The sequence below is a fragment of the Paenibacillus sp. FSL P2-0089 genome (assembly GCF_038595095.1).
Classification (GTDB): domain Bacteria; phylum Bacillota; class Bacilli; order Paenibacillales; family Paenibacillaceae; genus Paenibacillus_AQ; species Paenibacillus_AQ silagei.
The window spans coordinates 947069-970862 of sequence record NZ_CP152006.1; the positions used below are offsets into that span (position 1 = coordinate 947069).

The following is a 23794-nucleotide window of genomic DNA, read 5'->3' on the forward strand; positions in this document are numbered from 1 at the left end:
CCGTTTTGGAGAAGCGGGATATTCAGATATAATAGGGGGAAAAGCATGCAGGGAGGCGGTCTGTTTGACTTCGAGTGATACGCTGCAGCTGGCGACCTTCGCCGGCGGCTGCTTCTGGTGTATGGTCAAGCCGTTCGACGAGTTGCCGGGCATCGTCTCGGTGGTATCGGGTTATACAGGCGGGCATACGGAGAATCCAACCTATGAAGAGGTAGGGTCAGAAGCTACCGGGCACCGGGAGGCGGTGCAGATTGTCTATGATCCGAAGCTGTTCCCGTATGAACGGCTGCTGGACATCTATTGGCAGCTGATCGATCCGACGGATGACGGCGGGCAGTTCATGGACCGGGGGCATTCTTACGCTCCGGCGATCTTCGTTCAGAATGAAGAGCAGCGGAAGCTGGCGGAGCTGTCGAAGGAGAGGCTGAAGGCCAGCAAGCGCTTCAAGGCGCCGATTGTGACGCCCATCCTGCCGGCTGCGCCGTTCTATCCGGCGGAAGCGGAGCATCAGCACTATTACCAGACCCATCCGCTGGATTATAAGCTATATCAAAAGGGCTCAGGCCGTGACGACTTCACAGCGCTGCACTGGAACAGCCGTGAGGACAAGAAGCGGCTGCGGGGCCGGCTTACAGAGCTGCAATATGAGGTCACCCAGAACAAAGGCGCGGAGCCTGCCTACCAGAATGCGTATTGGGACCACTTCGAGGAGGGCATCTACACAGATGTGATCAGCGGTGATCCGCTGTTCAGCTCGGCAGACAAATTCGATTCCGGCACAGGCTGGCCCAGCTTCACGGGTCCGGTGGAAGAGGGGATAATCCGGCGGGAAGCCGATTATAGCGGCGGACAGGTGCGGACCGTGCTGCGCAGCAGGTTAAGCGGAGCTTATCTGGGGTATCTAACCTTTGACGGACCGGAGCCGGCGAAGCAGCATTATCATATCTATTCTGCCGCCCTTCTGTTCGTCCCGAAGGCAGAGCTTGAAGACCGGGGGCTGGGACGGTATGTGAGACTCTGAAGCTTAGGTCATATTTATAGCTGCCTTGAGCATATGCTTGATCTATAGTCCTGTCCACAAAAGGGGTTGAAGATTTGGCGGGTGCACTTTTAGGCAGCTTTTTGTCTGCAATGGCAACGGTGCTGGGCGTTATTCCTATTCTGTTCGTAAGGCGGCTGTCCGAGCTGTGGAAGGATGTGCTGGTGGCCTTCACTGCGGGGATCATGGTCTCTGCAAGCACCTTCGGGCTGATGCCGCAGGCGATTAAGGAATCGGGCATTACCGCGCTGACTCTGGGGCTGATCACCGGCGTATTGCTGCTCGATCTGATCGAGAGCCATATTCCGCATATCGATGTGGAGAATAAGCCCGGCCTCAGCAATCTGGATTCCAAAGCGCTGCTCGTCATGATTGCGCTGTTCATTCATAATATCCCCGAAGGGCTCAGCACAGGCTTCAGCTATGCCAGCGAGCAGACAAGCCTCGGCCCGATGGTGGCGATTGCGATCGGCGCTCAGAATATGCCGGAAGGGCTGATTCTGGCGATTTTCCTCATGAATGCCCGCGCCAGCCGGCGCAAGGCCCTAATGATAGCCGCACTGACCGGACTGATGGAGATGGTGTCGGCTGTGATCGGGTATTTTACAGCCAGCTATGTACAGAATGTGGTTGGATACGGGCTGGCATTTGCTGCCGGGGCAATGCTCTTCATCGTGTATAAGGAGCTGATCCCGGAGAGCCACGGCCACGGATTTGAACGGCCCTCGACGTATTCGTTTATCTTCGGGCTGCTGGCGATGGTCTATATTACGCAGTTTTTTGGCTAGGGTGCTTCAGCGGCAGTGTCATTTGCATCTGCCTACCGCAGCCGCTATACTATAACGCAATCCCCGGTTCCTATGTAGAAGGAGTGATGACAGGATGGTTAGACTGGAATGGGAAGCTGTATTATCCTTCGTATTATTGATTGCTTCATACCTGTGCTTATACGCGGCTATTCAGAAGCGGACGAATTTCGCCCGCTACAGCATGACGGTTCTCCTGATAGCCAGCGGAGCGCCGCTGGCCGTGATGCTGATTCTGGAGAGCAGAAGGGAAGCGCTGGATGCCAATATCGGGCTGGGCATGGCGTTTCTGCTGACCTGGCTCATTACTGCAGTGGTATTTGTGGCTGCATTAATTACGTGGATAGTTAAGGCAAGGAATCGCGTGCGTAGGTAGAAAATAAGAAGCTAAGCAAAAAATAAGAAGCTGTCCAGAGACTGTAATGCCTACAGTTTCCGGACAGCTTCTTCTGTTAAAATATAAGAATTTATATATTTTACGCTATAAATTATCCTTCTATTTCTCGCTGAAACGGTACCGTCCTTTAAAAGGACGGCGAAGCCGTTTCCACTTGGCCGTAAGCACGCTCTATACGTGCAGGGTATACCGTCCTGCCTTGCTGAAATCCCGTACAGCTTCAAGCTCCAGTACAGAGAGCGGCTGCGAGCGGGCAGCCGCCATATTCTGCCGCAGCTGTTCCAGGCTGCTGGCCCCCGGGATCACGGCGGCAACCGCCGGATCGGCCAGCGGATATTGCAGCGCGGTCTGCGTCAGCGTCCGGGTAAGGGTAGTCTGGCTCATCAGTTGATCATGCAGCTCCGTAAGCTCTGCCTCCGTATAGTCGAGATACGCCCGCTGTGCCTTGCTGCGGCCATGATCGGTCAGAATGCCGCTCGCCAGCGGCCCCCGTGCAATCAGGCTGATGCCCGCGCGGCCCAGCAGCGGAAGAATGCTCTCCTCCGGGCGTCTGTCGAGAATGCTATACTGGCTCATCACGCTGACGATACCGGAGCGCTGCACATATTCCCGGATCACATTCGGCCGGATGGAGGAGATGCCGTAATGCCGTATTACCCCTTCCCGCTTCAGCTCCTCGAAGGCCTCAATCGTCTCATCGATATCATCCTCCAGCGTTCCTCCGTGCAGCTGATACAGGTCAATATAATCGGTCTGCAGCCTGCGCAGACTCTCCTTCACAGCGGAGCGGATATAGGCCTTGGAGGCATCCCAGCTCCAGCCTTCCTTGCCGGGAATTCTGCGGTTGCCCACCTTGGTCGCCAGGATCACATCGGCGCGGCGGTGCCGGATGGCCTGACCGACAATCTCCTCATTGCGGCCCTCATCGTAGAGGTCGGCGGTATCCAGGAAGTTAATTCCGCGTTCGAGCGCTTCGTGGATAATGGCGGTGGCCTGCGCTTCCTCTGTCCCCAGCGACATGCAGCCAAGCCCCATGGCACTTACATGTAAATCGGATTGCCCCAATCGGTTAGTCTTCATCGGATGTCCTTTCGTTACGCAGTGATGGTTATGAATGAGTTCATTATAGCATTCACGCATACCGTAAGCACTCGGGAGGGAATGCTTCAAGGTTCAATGGGTTAGGGAGATCTGCACAAAAAAAGAATCCTGCACCACCGCGAGCGGTGGGCAGGATTGCCGTCATAATCTATGATCTGTAGGTTCGGCAGGTGCAGTATCCGCCCCGGCTTATCCGCGCAGAATCGTCTCAATCTGCTCCAGCTCTTCCGCGCTTAGCTCAGGCGCATTCAGTGAAGCTACGGCATCCTCGATCTGGCTGATCTTGCTTGCCCCGATCAGTGCAGAGGTCACCTTGCCGCCGCGCAGTACCCACGATAAGGCGAGCTGGGACATCTTCTGTCCGCGTGCCGCCGCAATCTCGTTCAGCTTGCCAACCTTGGCAAGCACCTCAGGCGTGAGCTCCTTCTCCGAGAGGAAGACACTCGGTCCGGCTGCGCGGGAATCGGCTGCGATGCCGTTCAGGTAGCGGTCCGTCAGAATCCCTTTTTGCAGCGGGGAGAAGGCGATGGTGCCGATGCCCTCTTCCTCCAGCACATCCTGCAGGCCGTCCTCGATCCAGCGCGACATCATCGAATAGTTCGGCTGATGGATCAGGCAAGGCGTGCCCAGGCGGCGGAGAATCTGCGCGGCTTCACGCGCTTCCTCCGGTCTATAGTTCGAGAGGCCCACATACAGCGCCTTGCCCTGGCGTACCAGCAGGTCGAGGGCGGACATGGTTTCTTCCAGCGGCGTATTCGGGTCTGGACGGTGGTGGTAGTAGATGTCTACATAATCCAGCCCCATCCGCTTCAGGCTCTGATCCAGACTGGAGACGAGATACTTCTTGGAGCCCCATTCACCGTAAGGGCCGGGCCACATATAGTATCCTGCTTTGCTGGAGATGATCAGCTCATCGCGGTAAGGGGCAAGATCCTTCTTCAGCATCTGCCCGAAGCTCTCTTCGGCAGAGCCGGCGGGCGGACCGTAGTTATTAGCGAGGTCGAAGTGGGTGATTCCTAAGTCAAATGCCCGGCGGACCATAGCGCGGCCGTTCTCAAAGACATCATTGCCGCCGAAATTATGCCACAGCCCGAGGGAGATGGCCGGGAGCAGCAGGCCGCTGCGTCCGGTGCGGTTATATTTCATCGTGTCATAACGTTCAGGATTGGCGATATACATATTGGATTCCTCCTAAATTTAAGTTGTGCGGGACTTCATACCTCCCTAATTGTAGCGGATAAACGCTTTCAATCGTATGTCAGCAAGGATGATTTTTATAGCACAATGTCCGTATCTGCATGGCGGAGCCGGTATTCTTTGGGCGAGCAGCCCTTCACCTTCTTGAACATCCGGGAAAAGAGCAAAGCATCCTGATACCCCACGGATTGCGAGATCTCCCCGATGGTGCAGCCTGTCTCTGTCAGCAGCTCGCAGGCTTTGGACATACGGAATTGGAGCAGATATTGCTGCGGCGGCAAGCCGACCGTCCGCTTGAACAGCGCCGACATATATTTGCGGTCCAGCTTCAGGGAAGCGGACAGACTCTCCATCGTCACATTCTCGGCGTAGTGGGCTTGGAGGTAATGCAGGCACTGCTCCACATAGACACTTCTGCTGCGCGGAGCCGGGCTGTCGGCAGCCGGGACCGTGCGCAGCAGCAGGGCGAAGAACTCATAGAGCATCACCTTCAGCGGCAGGTCCAGCAGCTCCCCGCTGCTTCCCGTCTCCGATAACCTGGCAGACAGCGAGGGCATCAGCACCTGGTCCATCGGGAACACCGGCTGCTCCGGGGTAAGGGAAGTCCGTCCCAGCAGATAACTTGCCTCCTCCCCGGTAAAAGCAATCCAGGAATACAGCCAAGGATCATCCTGATCTGCGGCATAATGCGTGACCACATGCGGATAAGTGAGGAAGGCCTGCCCTGCGTTCAATGTATGGGTGGCTTCACCGACGGTTACCTTGCCGGTTCCGGCGTGAATGAAGTGGACTTTGTACAGGTTGCGTACTCCGGGTCCGAATGAATGACCGGGTGCGCACTGCTCCTGGCCCCAGTAATGCAGGTATAAGTCAGGATTGGCCCGGTGAGGGCGATGGGCGTTATATTTGAATACAGTCATGCGTGCAGCCTCATTTCCTAAAAGGATGATGACACTCCTAATGAACATATACCTCTAGTATACCTCAGAAGGAGGAGGACCGGACAACCGCAAATAGTCCCAGCCCGGGGAGGGGAGGGACTAGGAGTAAAAGGCTGAAGGCAGGCTGGGGCTGCTGGGAATCAGGCTTCCATTTTGAGCATAACCAGCTCTTCTACCGGCTGTCCGTTCACCAGATGCTCCTCCACGATACGGGCCACATTCTCCGTCGTTACATTGTAATACCAGACCCCGTCCGGATACACGATGACAAAAGGGCCGTTGCCGCATAGGCCGAGACAGCTGGTTTTGTTGATTTTGACCGTCTTGTTGATCCCTTGCTCCACTAGTTGCTCTTTGAATTCCTGCATGACATCCAGGACATCCTGGTTATTGCAGTGCTCACTGCAGCAGAAGAGCAGATGTTTCTTGAGTACCTTCAGACGCATATTCATCGCGGTTTCCCCCTGGATTCTATAAGAGTAGCTTACCTGTTATACGAGGAGTATAGTCTCTTTTGGCCGCGCTGTAAGGAGATTGGAGCATTGTTCCCAAAGGCTTAATAACTGTCATCAATTGGAGAATTCAGTGTGATCTAAGCTGACTTCAAATCACTGAATTTGTGGAAAATGTGTCCGGCGGGCAATTTCCTGTTTCATAAATTTTTTTGCGGAACCCGGCTCAAGATCGAAAGTTACCAGTTTCGCGGAGAAGGGTTTGGTTAAGTAAGGGATGTGAAAGTAAAGCGAGAGTCAAACCATTAACAACCTAAATCAGCTACCAGGAGGGAATCGTTATGAATAAGAAAATTGTAGGTGTGTTCCATACAGAGCATGAAGCTTCACGGGCTATTGAAGACTTGAAGGCGCACGGCTTTCTGACAGAGGATATCTCAGTGATAGCGAGAAATAAACGCGATGTGGAAGCGATCAATGATGAGACCGGGACGAAGGTGCCGGAGGGTATGGCTTCCGGGGCGGCGACCGGCGGTATCCTTGGTGGTGTGACCGGACTGCTGGCAGGCATCGGCGCCCTGGCGATTCCGGGAATCGGGCCGATTATCGCAGCGGGGCCGATTGCAGCCACCTTAACAGGCGTTGCGGTAGGGGCTGGAACGGGTGGTCTGGTCGGCGGGCTGATCGGATTAGGCATTCCGGAGGATGAAGCTGCGAGTTATGACAACTATGTGGACGAAGGCCGCATTTTGGTCATGGTGGATGCAGATATCTCCCGCGAAAAGGACGTATACACTGTATTCCGCAACCATAATTCGGCGAATGCTGACCGCTATATGAGGGATGCGGGGACTGCCGGAACAGCTGCAGAAATGAATGCTCCTCGGGACTCCGTAACAGATGCGGTGGATGCGGCGTTCAATGGCTCAGGTCTGGAAGGCAGACATGATACCGGGCTGGACACGATGAATTCAGCCACGGAGCATGATCTCCCGGAGCGAAGCGCAGTGGAGGATATGAAACGGCCGGGAATGACAGGAGATCTGTATTCCGGCACGCGTAACGGCATCGATAAGTTCCCGGATCATACCGCGGAACGCAGGCTCGCCGATCGGGAGGAACAGCAGGCCCGGGAAGCCGCCAGACAGGAAGAAGCCCGGCCCGGCAGCTTTGTTGATGAGAAGGCGAAGGATAACAGCGAGCTGCTCAGAAACCACGGGCGCATTCGCTAAGCGGCGCAAGAGCAGTGGATGACGCATAAGCATAAGTTGATAAAAGACAAGGGTTTCCCGAAGTCCTGCCGGACTTTAGGGAAGCCCTTGTTTTGTGATGTGGATCGTAACTGAACCGGGGAATTCGCTATTGTCTGATATAACATGAAATGATGTTTTTGCCCATGATTAGACACCAAAGTATTGAATAACAAAATTTGGTGTGTTAAGCTTGTTGAAAGGAAAAAATGGAATGATATAACATATCATTTCTTTTATTTATAATTTAGTTTTATTGATAATGAAAGGAGGTGAGAAGAATTATGTCAAATATTAGGCCGCCGAATGAGGAAAAAGGGTTCCTATATACCTCCATATCTTGACCCTGAGAAAGTTTTGGATTGGGTGGGTATCTAAGAACCTATGTAGCATTTTACATTTTAACTTTATCTGTGTAAACTCAAAAATTTATAAGGAGAGGTTCATAAATGATCAAAAAACATACATTAAGTTCAATAGTAATAGCAGGAGTACTTACCTTATCATCACTAACACCAGCCATGGCTGCCAGTGCAAATGGAGCAACAAGCGGTTCTGTAAAATTAACCAATGCAATGATTACTCCGTTTGCAAGTACAAGTGTGGGTGGCGGAACCTGGAACTACGGAACTGAAAAAGTTGGAAATCAAAAGCATGTATGGTCACAATATGACCATTCTGAGTTGTCGCATAAAGCTTCGACCAAATTAGGGAGTGAATCTCATACAAGTGGTTGGAAATATGCAAAAACCACAGCTAAATCCGAGATCTATGGTAACAAAAGCAGCACAGGATATGCATACTGGGATGTTTATAAAAAATAATTGGGATTTAGATAAAAGTCATCATTAAAATGATGTGATATTCCACTTTTGAAGTGGAGTATCACACTTTTTTCTTATAAGGAGATTGTTGAACTTGAAAAAAATATCCTTACTATTTCTAGTAGCGGCATTTTTGTTTTCTTATTATACTGCATATCTTCGAACGGATTATGAAGAATTTGAGAAGGTTAAGAATATAGAACAAACCGTGGGCAAGGAATTTGTAATTCCGAATTTACCCGGACTTGCAAGCCCTGAGGAGGTTTACCCGATATTAGCTTCAGCAGCAGAAGCTTCCAAAGTGAATATTTTACGGGCCGGTATTAATTATAAAGAGAACGATGAAGTAGAGATTTTTAAATATATATTGCTGACAGCCAGCACAGATCTTTTTAATCATTTTAAGCTTACCCAGGGAAGATATCTAACACAAGCAGACACCAAACAAACTAATTTCTATTTATCCACAGTTCATTTAGAAGGTAGTCATCAGATTGGTGAAATTAGAGATTTCGGAGATAACAACAGAATCAGTATAAAGCCGTTAAAATCATCTTATGAGATTTTTCCTGTTCAAGGAACATACTATGCAGAAGCAGCTGACGACAAAGCTTTTAATGATTTTATAAACCTATTTGTGGATAAGGCGAATAAGTATTATAACAAAAATGATAGTATTTTTACTGCTGAGGATTTTGTAAAAGATTCAAATGGTGATGAAATGCACATGGTTACCTTTCCCTGGATCACCATTTTAACCTATTTAAGCTATGCCATTTATGGATGTGCAGTAGTTTTACTTATCTATTACTTATTCAATGAGTCCAGAAGAATAGGAATATTGAAAATGCATGGCGTATCAAATATTCGTGTATGGTTTGTGCTGGTAGGAAAACTTATAACCTCTGTGTTTATATTTTCTGTAACCGTTTCATTTCTTCTTGCCCTTTTAGTAAAAAATACATCTTACATATTTATATACACAGTGATTTCAAACCAGCTTAAAGTTTTTCTTCTACTGATCATCCTTTCCCTAGTTTCACATTTGTATATTATGAGGATTAAGATCATTAGTATTATCAAACATTACAAATACACCAATCCTATCTTTGTGTTAAATATGCTTATCAAGATTGGTTGTTCCATCCTTTTGGTCTTAGTAGGACTTTCAACATGGTCGGAATATACATCTATTAATGATAAGCAGCATGAGTTGAAAAATTGGGAGCATAGTAAGGACTACGGAGTACTTTATCCGGTAAACAATGGCTACGACGGAGATAGAATATTTGGAAGGGATTCCTTATTTGAATTAACTTCGCATGATGAGCTTTATTTCTTGCTGAATAAGATGGGGGCTATATTAATAGAAACCCAAAGTTATGAGGAGGATCAGCTTCTTTTAGACAGGAATTGGAAAGGAATACGTTCTATAAAGGCAAACAATAACTACCTGCAAGAGTTTCCGGTTTTTGATATCAATAATGAGGCTGTGCAAATCTCTGAGGATATTAGCGACTGGGTGTTGTTGGTGCCTGAAAAATATCGGGACAAGGAAGAAGAGATTGTAAGTTTCTTTCTACAAATGAGAAAAAATAATATGGGAAATGATCAGGAGTTTTACAAAAAGGTGATTCCTGATCGGATCCAAAATCAAAAAATTGACATCAAGTGGATTAGTAATAATCAAAGGATATTTAGTTTTAATCCGAAAGTATTTCCTTCTGAGAACAATGTGATAGTTGATCCCATTATTGAGGTTGTAACCGAGTCCAACAGTGTGCTCACAGACAGAGATTCCATATTAGGGCGGGGACCGGGAGATCCGTTAAAAATAAAGCTGATGAACAGAGATCCGCTGTTAACGTATAAAACGCTGGAGCCAAAGTTTAAAGAATTGAAAGTGGATGATAATTTAAAACACTTGGTTACGATTGATCAATATATTTTAGAGGAAATTTATCAAAAGCAAAAATCAATGAAGGAAAGCCTCCTTACTATTGTGGGACTGGTGTCAGGGTTCATATTGCTTTCAACTCAGAATATTATAATTTATTTCAACAAAAACCAGCATAAGCTTATCGTTCGAAGATTATTTGGTACAGGGTTTTTCAAAACTTATAAGGAATACGCCATTTTATTCTCACTCGTATGGTTAGTCCAAATAGTGATCTGTGGTGTCATGGATAAAGGAATTGAGCCTAGAATGCTTATAGTTGCAGCTATTCTGCTATTGTTCGATTTTATAGCTTCTTCCGTAGCGATTTTACTCATAGAAAAGAAAAACAAAGTGAAAGTTTTAAAGGGGGGGGATTAAAGATATGAATACTATATGTGAGCTTGTTGATATATGTAAAAAGTATAATAATCATAAAGTCATAGATAATATCAATATGACCGTCTCAAAAGGGGAGATGGTAGCTATTACGGGGAAAAGCGGTTCGGGGAAGACGACCCTATTGAATATCCTTGGGTTACTTGAAAAACCTGATAGCGGCAGGATCAAATTGTTTGACGAGAAAGATCAGAGAATTGGTCCCCTCCGTAGAAACAGGCTTCTCCGGACAAAGATCTCGTATCTGTTTCAAAATTATGCATTAATTGATAATGAAACCGTTGAGTATAATTTGGAAATACCACTTATGTATTCTAAAGTAGGAAAGAAAGAAAAGCGGAAAATGAAAATGGCTGTCCTTAAGCGGATGGGTCTAGAGATTTCACTTAAACAAAAGATACATGAACTTTCGGGTGGAGAACAGCAAAGGGTTGCTATCGCAAGAATTCTATTAAAACCTTCCGAAATGATATTAGCTGATGAACCTACAGGCTCGTTAGATGCGGAGAATAGAAATGAGATTATGAGGATTCTAAAGGAGCTTAATGACGAAGGGAAAACGATTATAATCGTTACTCATGATCAATATGTGACTGAAAAATGCAGTAGAGTTATAAAGCTTGAGTGATGAGGTGAAGCTTGTGAAAATAACAGAACAGCCTGCATCCCTTTAAGTCAGGGTGCAGGCTGTTTGTGTTCGGGGAGAAGCGCAGCAGTTACTCCTGAACCAGGGGTTCAACGCTTGCTTTTGGAAGAACGGGTATTACCGGTTTAGGCTTGAAGAACAGCTGCTTCAGTGCGCCGGCATTCACAAGGATGGTTCCCAATATAATCGTGAACACGCCAAGCAGCGTTACCCAGGTCACGGTCTCGTTATAGAACAGGAAGCCTACCCCGACGGCAATCGGCGGAGAGATATACAGCCAGGTGGATGGAAAAACCGGATTCGTCTTGGAGACAAGCCAGTAGAACAGGGTATGTCCGACCATGGAGCCGACAACGGTCAGGTAGAGCAGGGAACTTGCGGTCTTGAATGACAACAGGAAGGACGGGTGCAGCGGCTCTGTGAACAGGGAAATGATGAACAGCAGCGCCCCGCCGTACATCATCTGGGCAGCGTTCAGAGCCACGGGGGACTCGGCGGAGAAGGTGGTGATTACTTTTTTGGAATAGATCGCCCCCGCCGCGTAGCAGAGTTCCCCCATCAGCACCACCACACAGCCGATCAGCCAGAGCGGAGTGACGTCAGCCGCCAGGCTGGGCAGCACCAGCAGCAGGACTCCAGTGAACCCGATAATACAGCCGAGCAGGGAGTAGGCGGGAGCTTTTTGGCGCATGAAGACCGTCTGCATCAGCAGAATCATCATCGGTCCGGTGGCTGACAATACGGCAGCAAGCCCGGAAGATACATATTGTTCCGCCCAGTAGAGCGCGGCGAAGGTGCCGAAGGTCAGGGCTGCTCCTGTGAGCAGCATTTCTTTGCGCAGCAGCAGGGAGAAGCGGGCTTTGCCCCGCAGAACCATGAACAGGAACAGCACCGCACCCGCCGTGAAAAAACGCAGACCCGCAGAGAAGAATGGCGGCGCTCCGGCATCTACGCCGATTTTGATGGCCAGGAAGGTAGTGCCGAAGATCAGACAGACAAGTGAATAAGCTAACAGAATCATGGTTCAGTTCCCCTTTGCGGTGGTAATGTGCCACCCTCTTACAAGATTTCAGTTAATCATAGCCTCATAGCCACAGAACAGATTGGAGATAGTAGAACAGTTGCGGGAGGGAATGCTGTACAATAGGGCAAAGAGAAGTTAGCTGCTGGGTGTGCGCGGATGTGTAGAAGTCAGCAAGCGTCAGAGGGAGCTGTGTCGAGTGAAGATTGAGCGATGGAGCGGGGGCGACCCCGGTATATGTTGCAGAAAGGCGGCAGGTTGATGAAAAAAATAGCGGGTGCCGAGCAGAATAATCCCTTATTCCGCCAAGTCTATGAGTTCATGCTGAACCGGATGGAGCGCGGGGAGTGGAAGGCCGGTGATAAGCTGCCGTCGATCCGGCTGCTGGCGGAGGAGCTGGGAGTTCACCGGCTGACAGTGTTCAAGGCCTACCGTGCGCTGACCGAGAGCGGCAAGCTGTATGTCAAAGACAAATCCGGTTATTATGTGGCCCTGGGCAGCAGGCTGGACCCTACGGTGGACGAAGGGGCGGCAGTACCGGGGTATATGGTCAGGAGCCCGATGTCGGACATTCAGCGGATGCCGGTCACGTACCAGTTCTCTCAGGCCTTGATTGATCCGGGGCTGCTGCCGAACCTGTTCCTGTCCGATTATGTCAAAAAAGTATTCGATCTCTACCCGAAGGTCATGGGCACCTACTCCTCCGTGGAAGGGGATGAAGAGCTGCGTGTTACGCTGAGCAGCCATTTCGAGGAGCGGTATAAGCTCCAGTTGTCGGCCCGTGAGCTGCTGATTACTTCAGGGGCACAACAGGCCATCAATCTGATTGCCGGGATCATGCTCGGTCCGATGGATGCGGTGCTGGTGGAGCGGCCTACGTATAGTGTGGCGCTGGATATTTTTCGGCGGGCAGGGGCGCGGCTGGTAGCTGTGGATATCACGCCGCAGGGCTATGATCTGGCGGCGGTGGAGGAGCTGATGCGTAAGAATAAGCCGCGGATGTTCTATATCAACCCGACCCATCATAACCCGACGGGGTATACGATTCCGGCGAAGCAGCGCAAGCTGCTGGTGGAGCTTGCAGAGCGCTACCGCTGTCTGCTCGTGGAGGATGATCCGTTCCGTGACATGTACTTCCTAGAGGAGCCGCCCCCGCCGTTCTTCGCTTATGATACAGAGGGCTGGGTCATGTATATCAGCAGCTTCAGCAAGTATGTGGCCCCCGGCCTACGGATCTGTGCGGTGGCCTGCCGTTATCCGTTCATGGAGCGGCTGATCGCCGCCAAGTCCTTGGCGGATAACGGGACGCCCCTGCTGAATCAGAAGATTTTCCTGCATTATTACACCTCGCCGCGCTTACAGCAGCATCTCGGCAAGCTGCGGATTGCCCTTCAGGTGCACAGGGAGATTATGGAGGAGGAGCTCGCCGCCACCGGCTGGGAATGGACAACTCCGCAAGGTGGGCTTAATCTGTGGGTCAAGCTGCCGGACAGTGTTCCGGTAGCTAAGCTGCTGGCCCGTTGTCTGGAGCAGTCCATCTCCTTCGTTCCCGGTGAGCTCTGCGATCCGCTGGGGGAGATGAAGTCCTGGCTGCGCCTCAGCTACTCATTTGCCAGTGAAGCCTTGCTGCGCGAGGGAATGCGGCGGCTCACTGCCATTGCGCGGGAGATTGAAGCGGGGGAGTAGATAGCGGGCGTGTGTAACCTTTCTCTGGAAATTTCCGTCTGAGGGTTATGAGGAGCGTGATGATGATGGTAACGAGAAGGAAAATACGGAGCGCCTGTCTGATGACTCTCTGTACGCTGATTGTCTTCATGACACTGCTGACTGTACGCCCGCAGGTAACCTATGCCTGTTCTTGCGTAGTGTCTCCTTCACCGCTGGAAGCAATGGAGAAGAGTGCAGCTGTTTTTGAGGGAACAGTAGTTTCGATTAAAGAGGAAGTTAAGCCGATGCAGTCCAGTATGGACCCGGTGTCAGTAACCTTTCAAGTAGGTTCCCGCTGGAAGGGTGAAGTGGGAGAGAAGGTTACTGTAACTACGGCATTGTCGGGGGCGAGCTGCGGGTTCGAGTTCACCAAGGGGGAACGCTACATCGTGTATGCAGGCGGAGAGGAAACAGCGGGTGAAGGAGGGACAGCTAAGCTTACAGTCAGCTTGTGCAGCCGGACCGCATTATTCTCTGGTGCCCAGGAGGATCTGAATGAGCTTGGCGCCGGAATGTCAGGGGGCTCGCCCACGGAGCCGCCCGGGATCGCTGATGATCCAGGGGCGGTCTCTGGTAACAACCCAACCTCAGCAAACCCTCCAGTTTCTGAAAATAACCCAACAACTGAAAATAATCCAACGGCCGTGCCTGAAACAAACTCTGCAGCTTGGCTGATTTACGCTGGAGCAGGTATCGGTATAGTAGTCCTTGGAGCCGCCGCAGTGATTCTCCTGCGCCGCCAATCTAACTCGCGCAAATAATCTGGAGTACCGGCAGTATCCGTAACTCCAGAATGCAGCGGATGGGGAGTGACGTGCATAGGAAGGACTGAAGTGCATCTGAATTCCCCAGATGCGCACTAAACGAGTGAATGAGGTGCACTAGTGCACCTGAATTCCCCGGATACACGCTAAATAAACAAAGGAGGGGCATAATGCCCCTCCTTATTCTGTATGCTTCTATTCCATCACAGCCGATAAAGCCGATGCTCTGTGAGCCAGCTGATCAGCTCTTCCATGCACTGTTCCGGTGTACGCTCCGCTGTGTGCAGCGTCAACTCCGGGTCAGCCGGAGCTTCATAAGGGTCTGAGATCCCGGTGAAGGCCGGAAGCTCACCGGAGCGGGCCTTGGCGTACAGCCCTTTGACATCCCTTGCTTCACAGACGGGAAGCGGGCAGTCCACATAGACCTCGACGAAGCCCGGCAATTCCTGCCGGGCATAGCTGCGCATCTCAGCATAAGGACTGATTACCGAGACCACGGTAATCACGCCATGCCGGTTCAGCATTCCGGCGAGGTAGACCGCTCTGCGGATGTTCTCGAACCGGTCCTCACGGCTGAAGCCGAGTCCACGGCCCAAGCTGCGCCGCAGTTCATCGCCGTCCAGCCATTCCACCGCCTGCCCCTGCTCCCGGAGCCGGTCTGTCAGCAGCGCGGCAAGCGTAGACTTGCCCGCTCCCGACAGACCGGTAAGCCAAATCGTTAACCCGGCAGAGGTCTTGTGTGCCTGTAGCTTACCAGTAGTCATTACTCTGTCCTCCCTGCGCCGTAAGGAATCCGCTCCAGCAGGCCGGAGCCGTAGATCTGCTCCAGGCCAAGCTCCGGCATATGAATATAGCCGATATAACAGTCACAGACCTTCATGCGGCAGCTACGCTGGGCCGCCAGCCCTTCCAGTCCGTCACGATAGAGGTTGCCGATGACCGCACGGTCCTTGTAGCAGCGTTTCACCAGGCCGGGGCCTTGCACGTAGAATACGCTGCTGCCGGCATTACAGCTGGCGCCGAGGCTGTCGTAGTCCATGGCATTAATCTGGAAATGCGGGTCTATCCCGCTCAGGAAGCTTATATCCTCCGCCGTATAATAATCCCGCTTGTCCTTGTAGGCGTTAACCCACAGATACACGTCCTCCGGCAAGGCCGCACGCAGCGAGGCGATAGCCGGGAAGGCACTATGCACCCCCACACTGCCTACGCTAAAAGGAATTCCCCGGCGGTATACGCTCATACACTGTGCCAGGAACCGCTCCTCACTGACCTGACCCGGATGATAGGTTGCCCAGAAGGCGGCCTTGGCCGGGTTCAGTTCAGCGGTGAAATCAAGCCGGGCAGACAGATTGGTCTGGATGGCGACCTTGTCCACATGCTCCATATGGGACAGCGTGATCAGCGCATCCCGGTACCAGCGGTGCGTCAAGCCCTCGCCATACGGATTGAAAAAAATAGACAGGCGGTGGCCTGCAGCCCCCTGCTCCGCCACCCAGCGGACGAAGGTCTCAAGACCTGCGCGGTCTTTGGCGAGGGTGGCGGCGCTGTCTTTGGTTTTGCCGAAGGGGCAGTATGGGCAGTCATAATTACAGGAGGAGAGGGAACCCCGGTAGTAGAGGACTGCCTTCATGGCAGGACGAACTCCTTCATCTGCTCGCGGATCTCACCGGAGATGAACCAGTCACCGATGGAATCGGAGTAGCCCAGCCCATCAGGAGTCAGCCGCAGAATGCCCTCATCATCCGTGGCGAACCCGCTCTGTACCAAGAGGCCAAGCTCGGGGTGATCCTCCCATAGGGTAGTCCCGAACCGCTGGTTATAGTCCGCAATTGTCAGTCCTTCGCTGTGCAGGATTGCTTTTAGAATGAACCGCCGTTTCTGCTCGTCCAGGCTCAGCACGATGCCATAATCGGCTGTATCATAACGCTCGGCTGCAACATAATCCGCGATAATGCTCTCCGTGGCCTTGCGGCTGACGCCGTAGCGGGAGGCATAATGAACATTCCGGGTATAGGAACGCGCGCCGCACCCGAGGCCGACCATCCCTTCCTCCTGGCAGCTGTAGTCGAGAATATTCTTGCCGGTCCCGGCATCCTCCTTGGCGAACCGGCGCATCGAGTATTGGCGATAGCCACGCTCTGCCAGCACTGCACGTGCCGCTTCATAGCATTCGTGACGGATATCCAGCTGGTTCACCAGGTCGCCCGGCTTCACAATCGTATGCTCACGGGTGTAGAGCGGATAGAGGAAGATTTCCTCCGGTTCATGCAATAGCGCCTGGTTCAGCGAATAGAGCCAGGAGGCCACCGTCTGCCCCGGGAGTCCGTAGATCAGATCCAGATTGAGAATGGGAAAATCAAACTGCCCAAGCAGCTCCAGCGCACGGTAGACCACCTCGGGGTCCTGCGGGCGGTAGATCGCAGCCGACTCGGCGGCTACGAAGCTCTGGATGCCCATACTGACGCGGTCCACAGTATGATCCTTCAGAATCGTCAGCTTCTCCTCCGTCAGCGTTTCGGGTGAGGTCTCCACGGAGATAGAGGTGGTTCTAAGATTAACCCCCATGATATCCGTTGCAATCCTGAACAGCCGGTTCAGCTGCGCAGGAGCAAGAAGACTGGGCGTTCCGCCGCCGATGGCGAAGCGCGCGTAAGGCTTATGTCCCGTGAAGACTGCCCACTCCCTCGCCTGCCGCTCCAGTGCGTCAACGTATTCGGCGTGCACATTCGCTCTTTTATCAGGCAACGTGAACAGATTGCAGAAGCCGCAGCGCGCGCCGCAGAACGGAGTATGCATATATAAGAAGAAGCTCTCCGCAGGCTCATCCCTCCACAGCTCCTCTAAAGGAAGGGGGGACGCGAACTCGCGGTAAGCGGTTTTGTGCGGATAGGAATAGAGATAATTGCGGTAAGGATGGGCCGTGATTTGCTCCGTCCATTGCTGAAGCTCCCCAGCGGAGAAGGGAGGGTGTCCGTCTTGGTTCATGTGATGCAGAGATTGCCGGATGGACGTCATACGTTCTCCTTCCTTGTGCGGGATCGAATTTCAGTTCAATGCTTATAAAATAAATTCCCGGTACGGAACATTCCATACCGTGTCATGCGCCAGCCGGTGGCCCTGATAGCCGTCTTCGCCGTAAGCTGTGCCGTGATCGGAAAAAGCCAGACAGAACACCGGATTACCCCGCTCCCGGAACGCATCGAACAGACGCCCAAGCTCTTCGTCGGCATAACGCAGCGCAGCCCGCTGGCTGTCCACTGAATCCTTGCGCGCACCCGGCAGGAATATATGGTTCGGGCCATGGATCGCCGAGACATTCATGAACAGGAACAGCCGCTGGTCCAGCGGGGTGTTGCCGAGCAGCTTGAGCGCGTGATTCACCTGATGCTCCGTCGAGCGCGGGTTCGTGACCCCGAAGGTCATCCGCCAGTAGCTCTGCTGGAAATAACCGGGGAGGACGCGGGCGAGGGGCACTTTTTTACTGAAAAAGATTACGCCTCCTATACACACCGTCTGATAACCCGCCGCTGCCAGCCCCGACACCATATCCGGTGTATCGAACAGCCAGGTATGGGGATGGGTCTTCAGCCCGGTATTCCGGGAGTGGAACAGCCGCACATGCTCAGCCTTATTCGTGTTAGCCGGAGTGGGCAGGAAGCCGCCGAAGAAGGCATGATGGGCCGCATAGGTGAAGCTGCCGGGGGTATGCCGCTGCTCCCAGGAGCCGCTGCCGCACAGGTTGGGGCAATTCGCCTCCTCCAGCACAGCCGCATCGTAGCGCAGAGTATCGAGTGTGATCATTAAGATATCGTGGGTGCCGACAATGGCGTTCATATCGGTCATGGGGCCGGATTCCTCCTAAGACAGCTGCTTCATTTCCCATTCGTAGGTGCTGCAGCCTTGGTATTCAACATCGTACAACAAGTCGCCAAAAGGATTCACATCTGCCGTATACATCCGCCCGGAGCTTCCCGCCAGCACATCAATGCCCGCAACCGAGCAATTTGGAAAAGCGGCCAGCGAAGCCTCCGCTGTCCGGCGTACTTCTGCCTGCTGTGCCTCGCTCAGCCCGGCCTCCGCCGGAGTCATCCGCCGGCTGCGCAGATGCAGATTCGTAATGGGTGTGGTGCTGACTCTAGCGACTGCATGGCAGGCTTCACCAGCGACAACCAGCTGACGGATGTCGAAGGAATGTCCGTCCTTGCCGGGCTTCGGAATCCACTGCTCGGCATAGGCGCCGTGGCGGTAGAGCCAGTTAATAATTCCGGCAAGGCGGGCAGAATCGGTATAACGCTGCAGCTTGCCGGAATTATAATACACCGGGGGCCGGGTGATATAGCTCTCGACCCCGATGGTGGTAACCGCCGACTCAGCTCCCGTGGCCGGGTTCAGCTGATAAGCAATCACGCCGGAGGCGGCGGAGCCGCTGGCCAGCTTGATGAACACGCGGTGCATCCGCTGCGACAGCATCAGCTCGCGCAGGGAAGCATAGTCCACGGGGACTTGTCCGCCGCTGCCGCGAAGCGGCCGGGGAACAGACACGCCGGACTCGGCGAGAATCTGCTGGGTCCGGCGCTTGTCCGTCATGGCTGCGATCTCCGCCGGATCGTTGGTCCAGCGGGAGGCGGGCAGAAGCTGCCCGGCCTCCCGCTGGAGCCGCGCCAGCAGGCGGCAGTAGCCGCGGAACCACTGGGACGGGTGATGCAGCACGCCAGGCAGGTCCTTCAGGGCTGAGGCCGCTTTGAAGCTGAGCGGCCTCAGGTCCGGCTGCTGCCCGAACGGGTGCAGCGAGTCGTCCGGGTCCGGCGCATCCGGTGCGCCCAGCGCGATAAGCGCCCGCTCCAGCGCGAAGCTGCCGCCGGGGGACTCCAGCCGCAGCAGTGGCGGGCACGCTGCGGATTCCGGCGCCGCGTGCCTGCTGAAGCTGCCGCCCGGAGAATCCGGCAGCAGGTGCTGCGCTTCCGATTCGGAGGATCCGCTGAAGCTGCCGCCAGCGGACTCTTGTGTGGGATGCCCGCTGGAGCTGCCGCTAGCGGACTCCCGCTCGGAGGGCCCGCTGCTGTAGTCGCGCAGGGATTCCCACTGTTCAAGCAGCGGTTGCCCCGGGCCTCCGTCCCGAATCTGCCGCTGCACAGCCAGCGTAAGCAGATCAGCTAGCGGCTGGCCCTCCAGCAGCCCGGCGTAGGGAATCAGCAGCGCCGGTGGCATCCCGAGACGCGAGCGCGCCTGCTGGATACCGGCTGAGCGCCGGTCGCCGGGCTGACAGAAGACAATCAGCGGTGCAGCGGGCTGCATTATTCTGTGATCGACGGATAGCGCCAGTCATCATCGTCATCGGCCTGCTGCTGGTCGCTGACATCCACCGGCAATCCGCTGTTCTTCAGGCGCAGCATCATCTCGTCAGACATGTAGTGATGGCTCAGGTTGAGCAGCTTCAGTCCCTTCACCCGCTCGCTGGCGAGCAGCGCCTCTGCGCCGGTATCGCTAAGCGTTCCCAGCGACATGTCCAGGGTATGGAGCTGGTCCAGAATCGGCGCATCCGCCAGGGCTGCGGCAATTTCGTCCTGGATCTCACTGTTTTTGAGTCCAAGATAAGTTAGATTAGGGAATTTCCCGGGCTCGATCAGCGGCAGAAGGTCCTCCAGCCCGCCGTCGAAGCCGTAATTGTCTACACCAAGGTATAATTCCAGCTTGCGCAGATTCGGCAGGCGAGAAGCGGCAATGTCCGCCAGCACGGCCTTACTGAGTCCGCCGGTAATAATAATGAGTTCTTCGAGCTTGTCATGCTGCAGTTGGCTTAGACGCAGATCGGTACCGCCTTGTGCAGTCAGGGATTGCAGCTCAGGAAAAGCGGGCAGCAGCGGGGAGAGATCGGTCTGGTTAATCCACGAGATTTCACATTCCTCATAGCTCATGTCTCCGATGAACAGCTTGCGCAGCGCCGGGAAGCTTGCACTATGCTTCACCAGAGCCTCAACCACATGCTCCGAACTCTGCTCATAAGCTTGTCCCCAGTCGCCAATCGTAAGGCTGGTCAGCCCGGCGGCTTCAGGACTTTCGCTTAAGCGTTCAATCTCCGTTTCTATCCGTTTGCCTTCCTCAAATCCATCGTAATCAATACTGAGCTTCACTGCTGTCATGAACAATCCCTCCCGGAAAATAATAGTTTCCAAATCACCCTAACATGTAGGGTGAGGGAGAGTCAAATAGCAGAGGAACAGGTGTCCCTATTTGCCCGTTAACTCCTGTAACCACGGGGTGTGCGGACCAAATATAGTCGAAAAACCGATCACATTGGGCATGGCAGAGGCATGTGAGCGGAATGTAATCGAAAAACCGATCACATTGGGCGTGGCAGAGGCACGTGGGCGGAATGTAGTCGAAAAACCGATCACATTGGGCGTAGCAGAGGCACGTGGGCGGAATGTAGTCGAAAAACCGAACACATTGGGCAGTGCGGAGGCGCGTGGACCAAATATAGTCGAAAAACCGAACACAATGGGCAGGCACGAGGTGAGTGGGCCAAAGGTAGCGAAAAACCGAACACATTGGGCAATGCGGAGGCCCGTGGACCAAATATAGTCGAAAAACCGAACACAATCGCAATCTGCCAGCGTGGAGGCGCGTGGACCAGAATGTAATCGAAAAACCGATCACATTGGGCGTGGCGGAGGCGAATGAGCGGAATGTAATCGAAAAACCGATCACAATCGGGGGCTGCAGAGAATGTGGCAGGCGTGCCAGGGCTTACCGCGAAGAATGCGCCCCAGGCCCGCGCTCACACCCCCGCCGATATGAACCACCGCGCGCACAAAAGCGCAAAAGAGCACTATCCGCCCGGACGGGAGAATAGTGCTCTGTTTGAAGGAGCCGGTACTTGACGTAAGCTTCTGCCCTACCACCGCCCGCAGCTCCCCTGCGCTCACACCCAGCCGAACAGCCGGGCCGCCGAAGCCACCGCGAAGGTCACGCCGATAGCGATAGCGAGCGGGATTACAGCGGAGAGCACGGCCCACTTCAGGCTTTTGGTCTCCTTGTAGATGTTCACGAGTGTAGTGCCGCAAGGATAGTGGAGCAGGGAGAAGAGCATCATATTCAGCGCCGTCAGCCAGGTCCAGCCGTGGCTCAGGAAGATGTCCTTAATGCTGCCGAGACCTTCGCTATCTACCATGGCCCCCGAGGACATGTAGCCCATCAGCAGGATAGGCAGCACAATTTCATTGGCGGGCAGGCCGAGGATGAAGGCCATAATAATGAAGCCGTCCATGCCGAGCAGCTGCGCGAACGGATCGAACCAGGCCGCCATATGATTCAGCACACTCTCACCGCCGACAAACACATTGCCGAGAATCCAGGTGATGATCCCTGCCGGAGCGGCCACGATGATGGCGCGGGTCAGCACATTGAGGGATTTTTCCTTGGAGGAGCGGACAATGGTCTTCCAGATCTGCGGGCGGCGGTAAGGCGGCAGCTCCAGGGTATAGTGGGTAGGCACACCGCGCAGCGCGGTTTTGGACATGATCCACGATACACTCAGGGTGACGATAATTCCAATCAGCACGATACCCATCAACACCAGCGCAGTCGCGAAGGTGCGCAGTGCCCCGGTGGTTGCCGCCCCGACCATGAACATGGAGGAGAGCAGAATAAGTGTAGGCCAGCGGCCGTTGCACGGGACGAAGTTGTTGGTCAGAATGGCCAGCATCCGTTCACGGGGCGATTCAATAATGCGGGTGGACAGAATAGCGGCAGCATTGCAGCCGAAGCCCATCGACATCGTCAAGGCCTGCTTGCCATGCCCCCCGGATTTCTTGAACAAGCGGTCCATATTAAAAGCCACCCGGGGCAGATAGCCGAAATTCTCCAGCAGCGCGAACACCGGGAAAAAAATCATCATAGGCGGCAGCATGACGCTGATGACCCATGAGGTGCCCCGGTACAGTCCCAGCACAAGGACGCCGTGCAGCCAGGCCGGGGCATGAACAGCCTCGAAGCCGGCGGTCAGATAGCCTTCGATCCAGCTGAAGAGGGAGGCAATCCAGCCTGAAGGATAGTTGGCTCCGGCAATGGTAATCCAGAATACCAAGCCAAGGCCGGCGAGCATAATAGGGAAGCCCCAGATCTTCGAGGTGACGATATTATCCAGCTTGTAGGTGCTGCCGAGCTTCTTCTTGTCGTGATAGGTAACGGCATCGCTACAGATTCCGGCCGATACGCCGTAGATTCCGCTCACGATCTCGTCGCGGACCGCCCCTTTGTCTGCCAGCTTCTTCGCGGTAGCGAGCAGGGAATCAAGCGGATCTTGGCCGTTAATGGCATGCGGTGACTCCATGGCGGGCCACCTCCTTCGCTACAGATGTATCCTTGCGTCTCATATGGGCTTTGAGGGAAGCCAGCAGGCTATGGTCACCGTCCAGCAGGCGCAGGGCAATCCAGCGTGCCGGATATCTGGCACCGACTGTCTGCTCTACCATCGGGATCAGCTCGGCAATGCCCCGCTCAATCTCATCGTTGTAGGTGATCTTCAGAGGCTCAGCCTTGAATTCACCGGTCGCTACGCGTGCGATCTGATCCAGCAGCGCTTCAATACCGATCCCGTTGCGGGCCGAAATGGCCGTGACAGGCACCCCGAGCCGCTCTGCAATCCGCTTCAGATTAATATCAATGCCCAGCCGCTTGGCTTCATCGATCAGATTGATGCAGACTACGGCGCGTCCCGTTATCTCCAGCACCTGCAGGGCCAGATTGAGGTTGCGCTCCAGCGACGTTGCATCCAGAACCACCAGCGTTACATCCGGCTCCTCGAAAATAATATAGTCCCGGGCCGCCTCTTCATCGGCGGAATTGGAGTAGAGCGAATAGGTGCCGGGAAGGTCAACGGCCCGGTAAGTATGCTCCTTGTGGGTGAACCGCCCTTCGGCGGTGACTACGGTTTTGCCGGCCCAGTTGCCGGTATGCTGGCGCATGCCGGTCAACAGGTTGAACAGCGTGCTCTTGCCTGTATTGGGGTTGCCGGCAAAAGCGACGGTATACTCACTCATCCTTCTCCGCCTCCAATCAGTTCGCCATAAATGAGGGAACTCTCTTCCCGCCGCAGGGCAATGGTCGTATTGCTGATCCGGTAAGCCGTAGGGTCTCCAAGCGGGCTGCGCCGCAGCACTTCTACGCGGTTCCCGGCAACAAATCCGAGATCAAGCAGTCTTCTCCGCAGCACACCCTGGACCTCGATGCCGCTGATCCGCAGCGTGCTGCCGTTCGTAGCTTCAGACAATGGAATTACGGCTCCGGCCATAAGCTCTCCCACTTTCGTA

22 protein-coding genes and 1 pseudogene are annotated in these 23794 nt (G+C 53.6%); 9 read left to right on the forward strand and 14 right to left on the reverse strand.

Translation table 11 applies throughout. The features are described from left to right. The first annotated feature begins 64 nt into the window (after positions 1-64). The 3 genes from msrA to NST69_RS03780 all read left to right on the forward strand — a co-directional run bounded on the left by msrA (position 65) and on the right by NST69_RS03780 (position 2221). The gene (gene msrA, locus NST69_RS03770) at positions 65-1021 is read left to right on the forward strand and encodes a peptide-methionine (S)-S-oxide reductase MsrA (protein ID WP_339312977.1); all 957 of its coding nucleotides are present in this window, start codon (positions 65-67) and stop codon (positions 1019-1021) included. A gap of 74 nt (positions 1022-1095) precedes the next feature. Beyond that, positions 1096-1827: a ZIP family metal transporter gene (locus NST69_RS03775; protein WP_339312978.1), complete on the forward strand. Its 732-nt coding sequence runs from the start codon at positions 1096-1098 to the stop codon at positions 1825-1827. A 94-nt stretch (positions 1828-1921) separates the two neighbouring features. After that, positions 1922-2221: a hypothetical protein gene (locus tag NST69_RS03780; RefSeq protein WP_340978705.1), complete on the forward strand. Its 300-nt coding sequence runs from the start codon at positions 1922-1924 to the stop codon at positions 2219-2221. Between the two features lie 192 nt (positions 2222-2413). On the opposite strand, the gene NST69_RS03785 is transcribed toward NST69_RS03780, so the two are convergent. From NST69_RS03785 to NST69_RS03800, 4 genes are all read right to left on the reverse strand, one after another. Then, a complete protein-coding gene (locus NST69_RS03785; protein ID WP_342548528.1) occupies positions 2414-3322 on the reverse strand; it encodes an aldo/keto reductase in 909 nt (302 codons plus the stop codon). A 210-nt stretch (positions 3323-3532) separates the two neighbouring features. Further along, complete coding sequence (locus NST69_RS03790) at positions 3533-4522, reverse strand: aldo/keto reductase (protein ID WP_036723221.1); 990 nt, start codon at positions 4520-4522, stop codon at positions 3533-3535. A 95-nt stretch (positions 4523-4617) separates the two neighbouring features. Further along, a complete protein-coding gene (locus tag NST69_RS03795) occupies positions 4618-5460 on the reverse strand; it encodes an AraC family transcriptional regulator (protein WP_036723222.1) in 843 nt (280 codons plus the stop codon). 161 nt (positions 5461-5621) lie between these two features. Further along, the gene (locus NST69_RS03800) at positions 5622-5933 is read right to left on the reverse strand and encodes a (2Fe-2S) ferredoxin domain-containing protein (RefSeq protein ID WP_051477839.1); all 312 of its coding nucleotides are present in this window, start codon (positions 5931-5933) and stop codon (positions 5622-5624) included. A 341-nt stretch (positions 5934-6274) separates the two neighbouring features. On the opposite strand from NST69_RS03800, the pseudogene NST69_RS03805 reads away from it, so the two are divergent. The 4 genes and pseudogenes from NST69_RS03805 to NST69_RS03820 all read left to right on the forward strand — a co-directional run. Further along, positions 6275-6769 (forward strand): annotated as a pseudogene (locus NST69_RS03805) (general stress protein); the annotation flags it as partial. A gap of 863 nt (positions 6770-7632) precedes the next feature. Beyond that, positions 7633-8007, forward strand: coding sequence for a lactococcin 972 family bacteriocin (locus NST69_RS03810; RefSeq protein ID WP_339312982.1), 375 nt, complete (start codon positions 7633-7635; stop codon positions 8005-8007). Positions 8008-8101: 94 nt separating this feature from the next. Beyond that, complete coding sequence (locus NST69_RS03815; protein WP_342548529.1) at positions 8102-10324, forward strand: DUF1430 domain-containing protein; 2223 nt, start codon at positions 8102-8104, stop codon at positions 10322-10324. A gap of 4 nt (positions 10325-10328) precedes the next feature. Then, entirely contained in the window at positions 10329-10970 is a 642-nt protein-coding gene (locus NST69_RS03820) for an ABC transporter ATP-binding protein (protein WP_342548531.1), read from the forward strand. 88 nt (positions 10971-11058) lie between these two features. Here the strand turns inward: NST69_RS03820 and NST69_RS03825 are convergent, their stop codons facing one another. Continuing rightward, on the reverse strand, positions 11059-12009 hold the full coding sequence (locus tag NST69_RS03825) for an EamA family transporter (RefSeq protein WP_036723227.1): 951 nt from the start codon (positions 12007-12009) through the stop codon (positions 11059-11061). A 261-nt stretch (positions 12010-12270) separates the two neighbouring features. On the opposite strand from NST69_RS03825, the gene NST69_RS03830 reads away from it, so the two are divergent. Together NST69_RS03830 and NST69_RS03835 are read left to right on the forward strand one after the other, a co-directional pair. Next, positions 12271-13695 carry a PLP-dependent aminotransferase family protein gene (locus NST69_RS03830; protein ID WP_036723228.1) on the forward strand — a complete coding sequence of 475 codons (1425 nt, stop codon included), beginning with the start codon at positions 12271-12273 and terminating at the stop codon, positions 13693-13695. A 59-nt stretch (positions 13696-13754) separates the two neighbouring features. Continuing rightward, positions 13755-14477, forward strand: a complete 723-nt coding sequence (locus tag NST69_RS03835; RefSeq protein WP_155991294.1) for a hypothetical protein — start codon at positions 13755-13757, stop codon at positions 14475-14477. Between the two features lie 206 nt (positions 14478-14683). Here the strand turns inward: NST69_RS03835 and cysC are convergent, their stop codons facing one another. The 9 genes from cysC to NST69_RS03880 form a co-directional block, all read right to left on the reverse strand. After that, complete coding sequence (gene cysC, locus NST69_RS03840) at positions 14684-15244, reverse strand: adenylyl-sulfate kinase (protein ID WP_339254007.1); 561 nt, start codon at positions 15242-15244, stop codon at positions 14684-14686. Beyond that, a complete protein-coding gene (locus NST69_RS03845) occupies positions 15244-16113 on the reverse strand; it encodes an STM4011 family radical SAM protein (RefSeq protein WP_036723230.1) in 870 nt (289 codons plus the stop codon). The genes cysC and NST69_RS03845 overlap by 1 nt, the downstream gene beginning before the upstream one ends. Next, entirely contained in the window at positions 16110-17468 is a 1359-nt protein-coding gene (locus NST69_RS03850; RefSeq protein WP_342550076.1) for an STM4012 family radical SAM protein, read from the reverse strand. Before NST69_RS03850 ends, NST69_RS03845 begins: the two co-directional genes overlap by 4 nt. Before the next feature lie 72 nt (positions 17469-17540). Next, positions 17541-18326 (reverse strand): STM4013/SEN3800 family hydrolase, encoded by a 786-nt coding sequence (locus NST69_RS03855; protein WP_339254010.1) that lies wholly within the window; start codon positions 18324-18326, stop codon positions 17541-17543. A gap of 15 nt (positions 18327-18341) precedes the next feature. Continuing rightward, complete coding sequence (locus tag NST69_RS03860) at positions 18342-19778, reverse strand: STM4014 family protein (RefSeq protein WP_342548532.1); 1437 nt, start codon at positions 19776-19778, stop codon at positions 18342-18344. After that, positions 19778-20623 (reverse strand): STM4015 family protein, encoded by an 846-nt coding sequence (locus NST69_RS03865; protein WP_342548534.1) that lies wholly within the window; start codon positions 20621-20623, stop codon positions 19778-19780. The genes NST69_RS03860 and NST69_RS03865 overlap by 1 nt, the downstream gene beginning before the upstream one ends. A 782-nt stretch (positions 20624-21405) precedes the next feature. Beyond that, positions 21406-22815: a nucleoside recognition domain-containing protein gene (locus tag NST69_RS03870; protein ID WP_342548535.1), complete on the reverse strand. Its 1410-nt coding sequence runs from the start codon at positions 22813-22815 to the stop codon at positions 21406-21408. Next, complete coding sequence (locus NST69_RS03875) at positions 22793-23524, reverse strand: FeoB small GTPase domain-containing protein (protein WP_342548536.1); 732 nt, start codon at positions 23522-23524, stop codon at positions 22793-22795. The genes NST69_RS03870 and NST69_RS03875 overlap by 23 nt, the downstream gene beginning before the upstream one ends. Beyond that, complete coding sequence (locus NST69_RS03880) at positions 23521-23775, reverse strand: FeoA family protein (protein WP_036723378.1); 255 nt, start codon at positions 23773-23775, stop codon at positions 23521-23523. The genes NST69_RS03875 and NST69_RS03880 overlap by 4 nt, the downstream gene beginning before the upstream one ends. Positions 23776-23794 lie beyond the last annotated feature (19 nt).

Excerpts from the sequence above, each read along its gene's own strand:
- NST69_RS03850 (WP_342550076.1), bottom strand. The coding sequence starts at position 17,468 with ATGAACCAAGACGGACACCCTCCCTTCTCCGCTGGGGAGCTTCAGCAA.
- NST69_RS03790 (WP_036723221.1), bottom strand. The coding sequence starts at position 4,522 with ATGTATATCGCCAATCCTGAACGTTATGACACGATGAAATATAACCGC.
- NST69_RS03795 (WP_036723222.1), bottom strand. The coding sequence starts at position 5,460 with ATGACTGTATTCAAATATAACGCCCATCGCCCTCACCGGGCCAATCCT.
- NST69_RS03875 (WP_342548536.1), bottom strand. The coding sequence starts at position 23,524 with ATGAGTGAGTATACCGTCGCTTTTGCCGGCAACCCCAATACAGGCAAG.
- NST69_RS03800 (WP_051477839.1), bottom strand. The coding sequence starts at position 5,933 with ATGAATATGCGTCTGAAGGTACTCAAGAAACATCTGCTCTTCTGCTGC.
- NST69_RS03855 (WP_339254010.1), bottom strand. The coding sequence starts at position 18,326 with ATGACCGATATGAACGCCATTGTCGGCACCCACGATATCTTAATGATC.
- NST69_RS03830 (WP_036723228.1), top strand. The coding sequence starts at position 12,271 with ATGAAAAAAATAGCGGGTGCCGAGCAGAATAATCCCTTATTCCGCCAA.
- cysC (WP_339254007.1), bottom strand. The coding sequence starts at position 15,244 with ATGACTACTGGTAAGCTACAGGCACACAAGACCTCTGCCGGGTTAACG.
- NST69_RS03780 (WP_340978705.1), top strand. The coding sequence starts at position 1,922 with ATGGTTAGACTGGAATGGGAAGCTGTATTATCCTTCGTATTATTGATT.
- NST69_RS03860 (WP_342548532.1), bottom strand. The coding sequence starts at position 19,778 with ATGCAGCCCGCTGCACCGCTGATTGTCTTCTGTCAGCCCGGCGACCGG.
- NST69_RS03810 (WP_339312982.1), top strand. The coding sequence starts at position 7,633 with ATGATCAAAAAACATACATTAAGTTCAATAGTAATAGCAGGAGTACTT.
- NST69_RS03870 (WP_342548535.1), bottom strand. The coding sequence starts at position 22,815 with ATGGAGTCACCGCATGCCATTAACGGCCAAGATCCGCTTGATTCCCTG.
- NST69_RS03865 (WP_342548534.1), bottom strand. The coding sequence starts at position 20,623 with ATGACAGCAGTGAAGCTCAGTATTGATTACGATGGATTTGAGGAAGGC.
- NST69_RS03825 (WP_036723227.1), bottom strand. The coding sequence starts at position 12,009 with ATGATTCTGTTAGCTTATTCACTTGTCTGTCTGATCTTCGGCACTACC.
- NST69_RS03835 (WP_155991294.1), top strand. The coding sequence starts at position 13,755 with ATGATGATGGTAACGAGAAGGAAAATACGGAGCGCCTGTCTGATGACT.
- NST69_RS03785 (WP_342548528.1), bottom strand. The coding sequence starts at position 3,322 with ATGAAGACTAACCGATTGGGGCAATCCGATTTACATGTAAGTGCCATG.
- NST69_RS03820 (WP_342548531.1), top strand. The coding sequence starts at position 10,329 with ATGAATACTATATGTGAGCTTGTTGATATATGTAAAAAGTATAATAAT.
- NST69_RS03880 (WP_036723378.1), bottom strand. The coding sequence starts at position 23,775 with ATGGCCGGAGCCGTAATTCCATTGTCTGAAGCTACGAACGGCAGCACG.
- NST69_RS03845 (WP_036723230.1), bottom strand. The coding sequence starts at position 16,113 with ATGAAGGCAGTCCTCTACTACCGGGGTTCCCTCTCCTCCTGTAATTAT.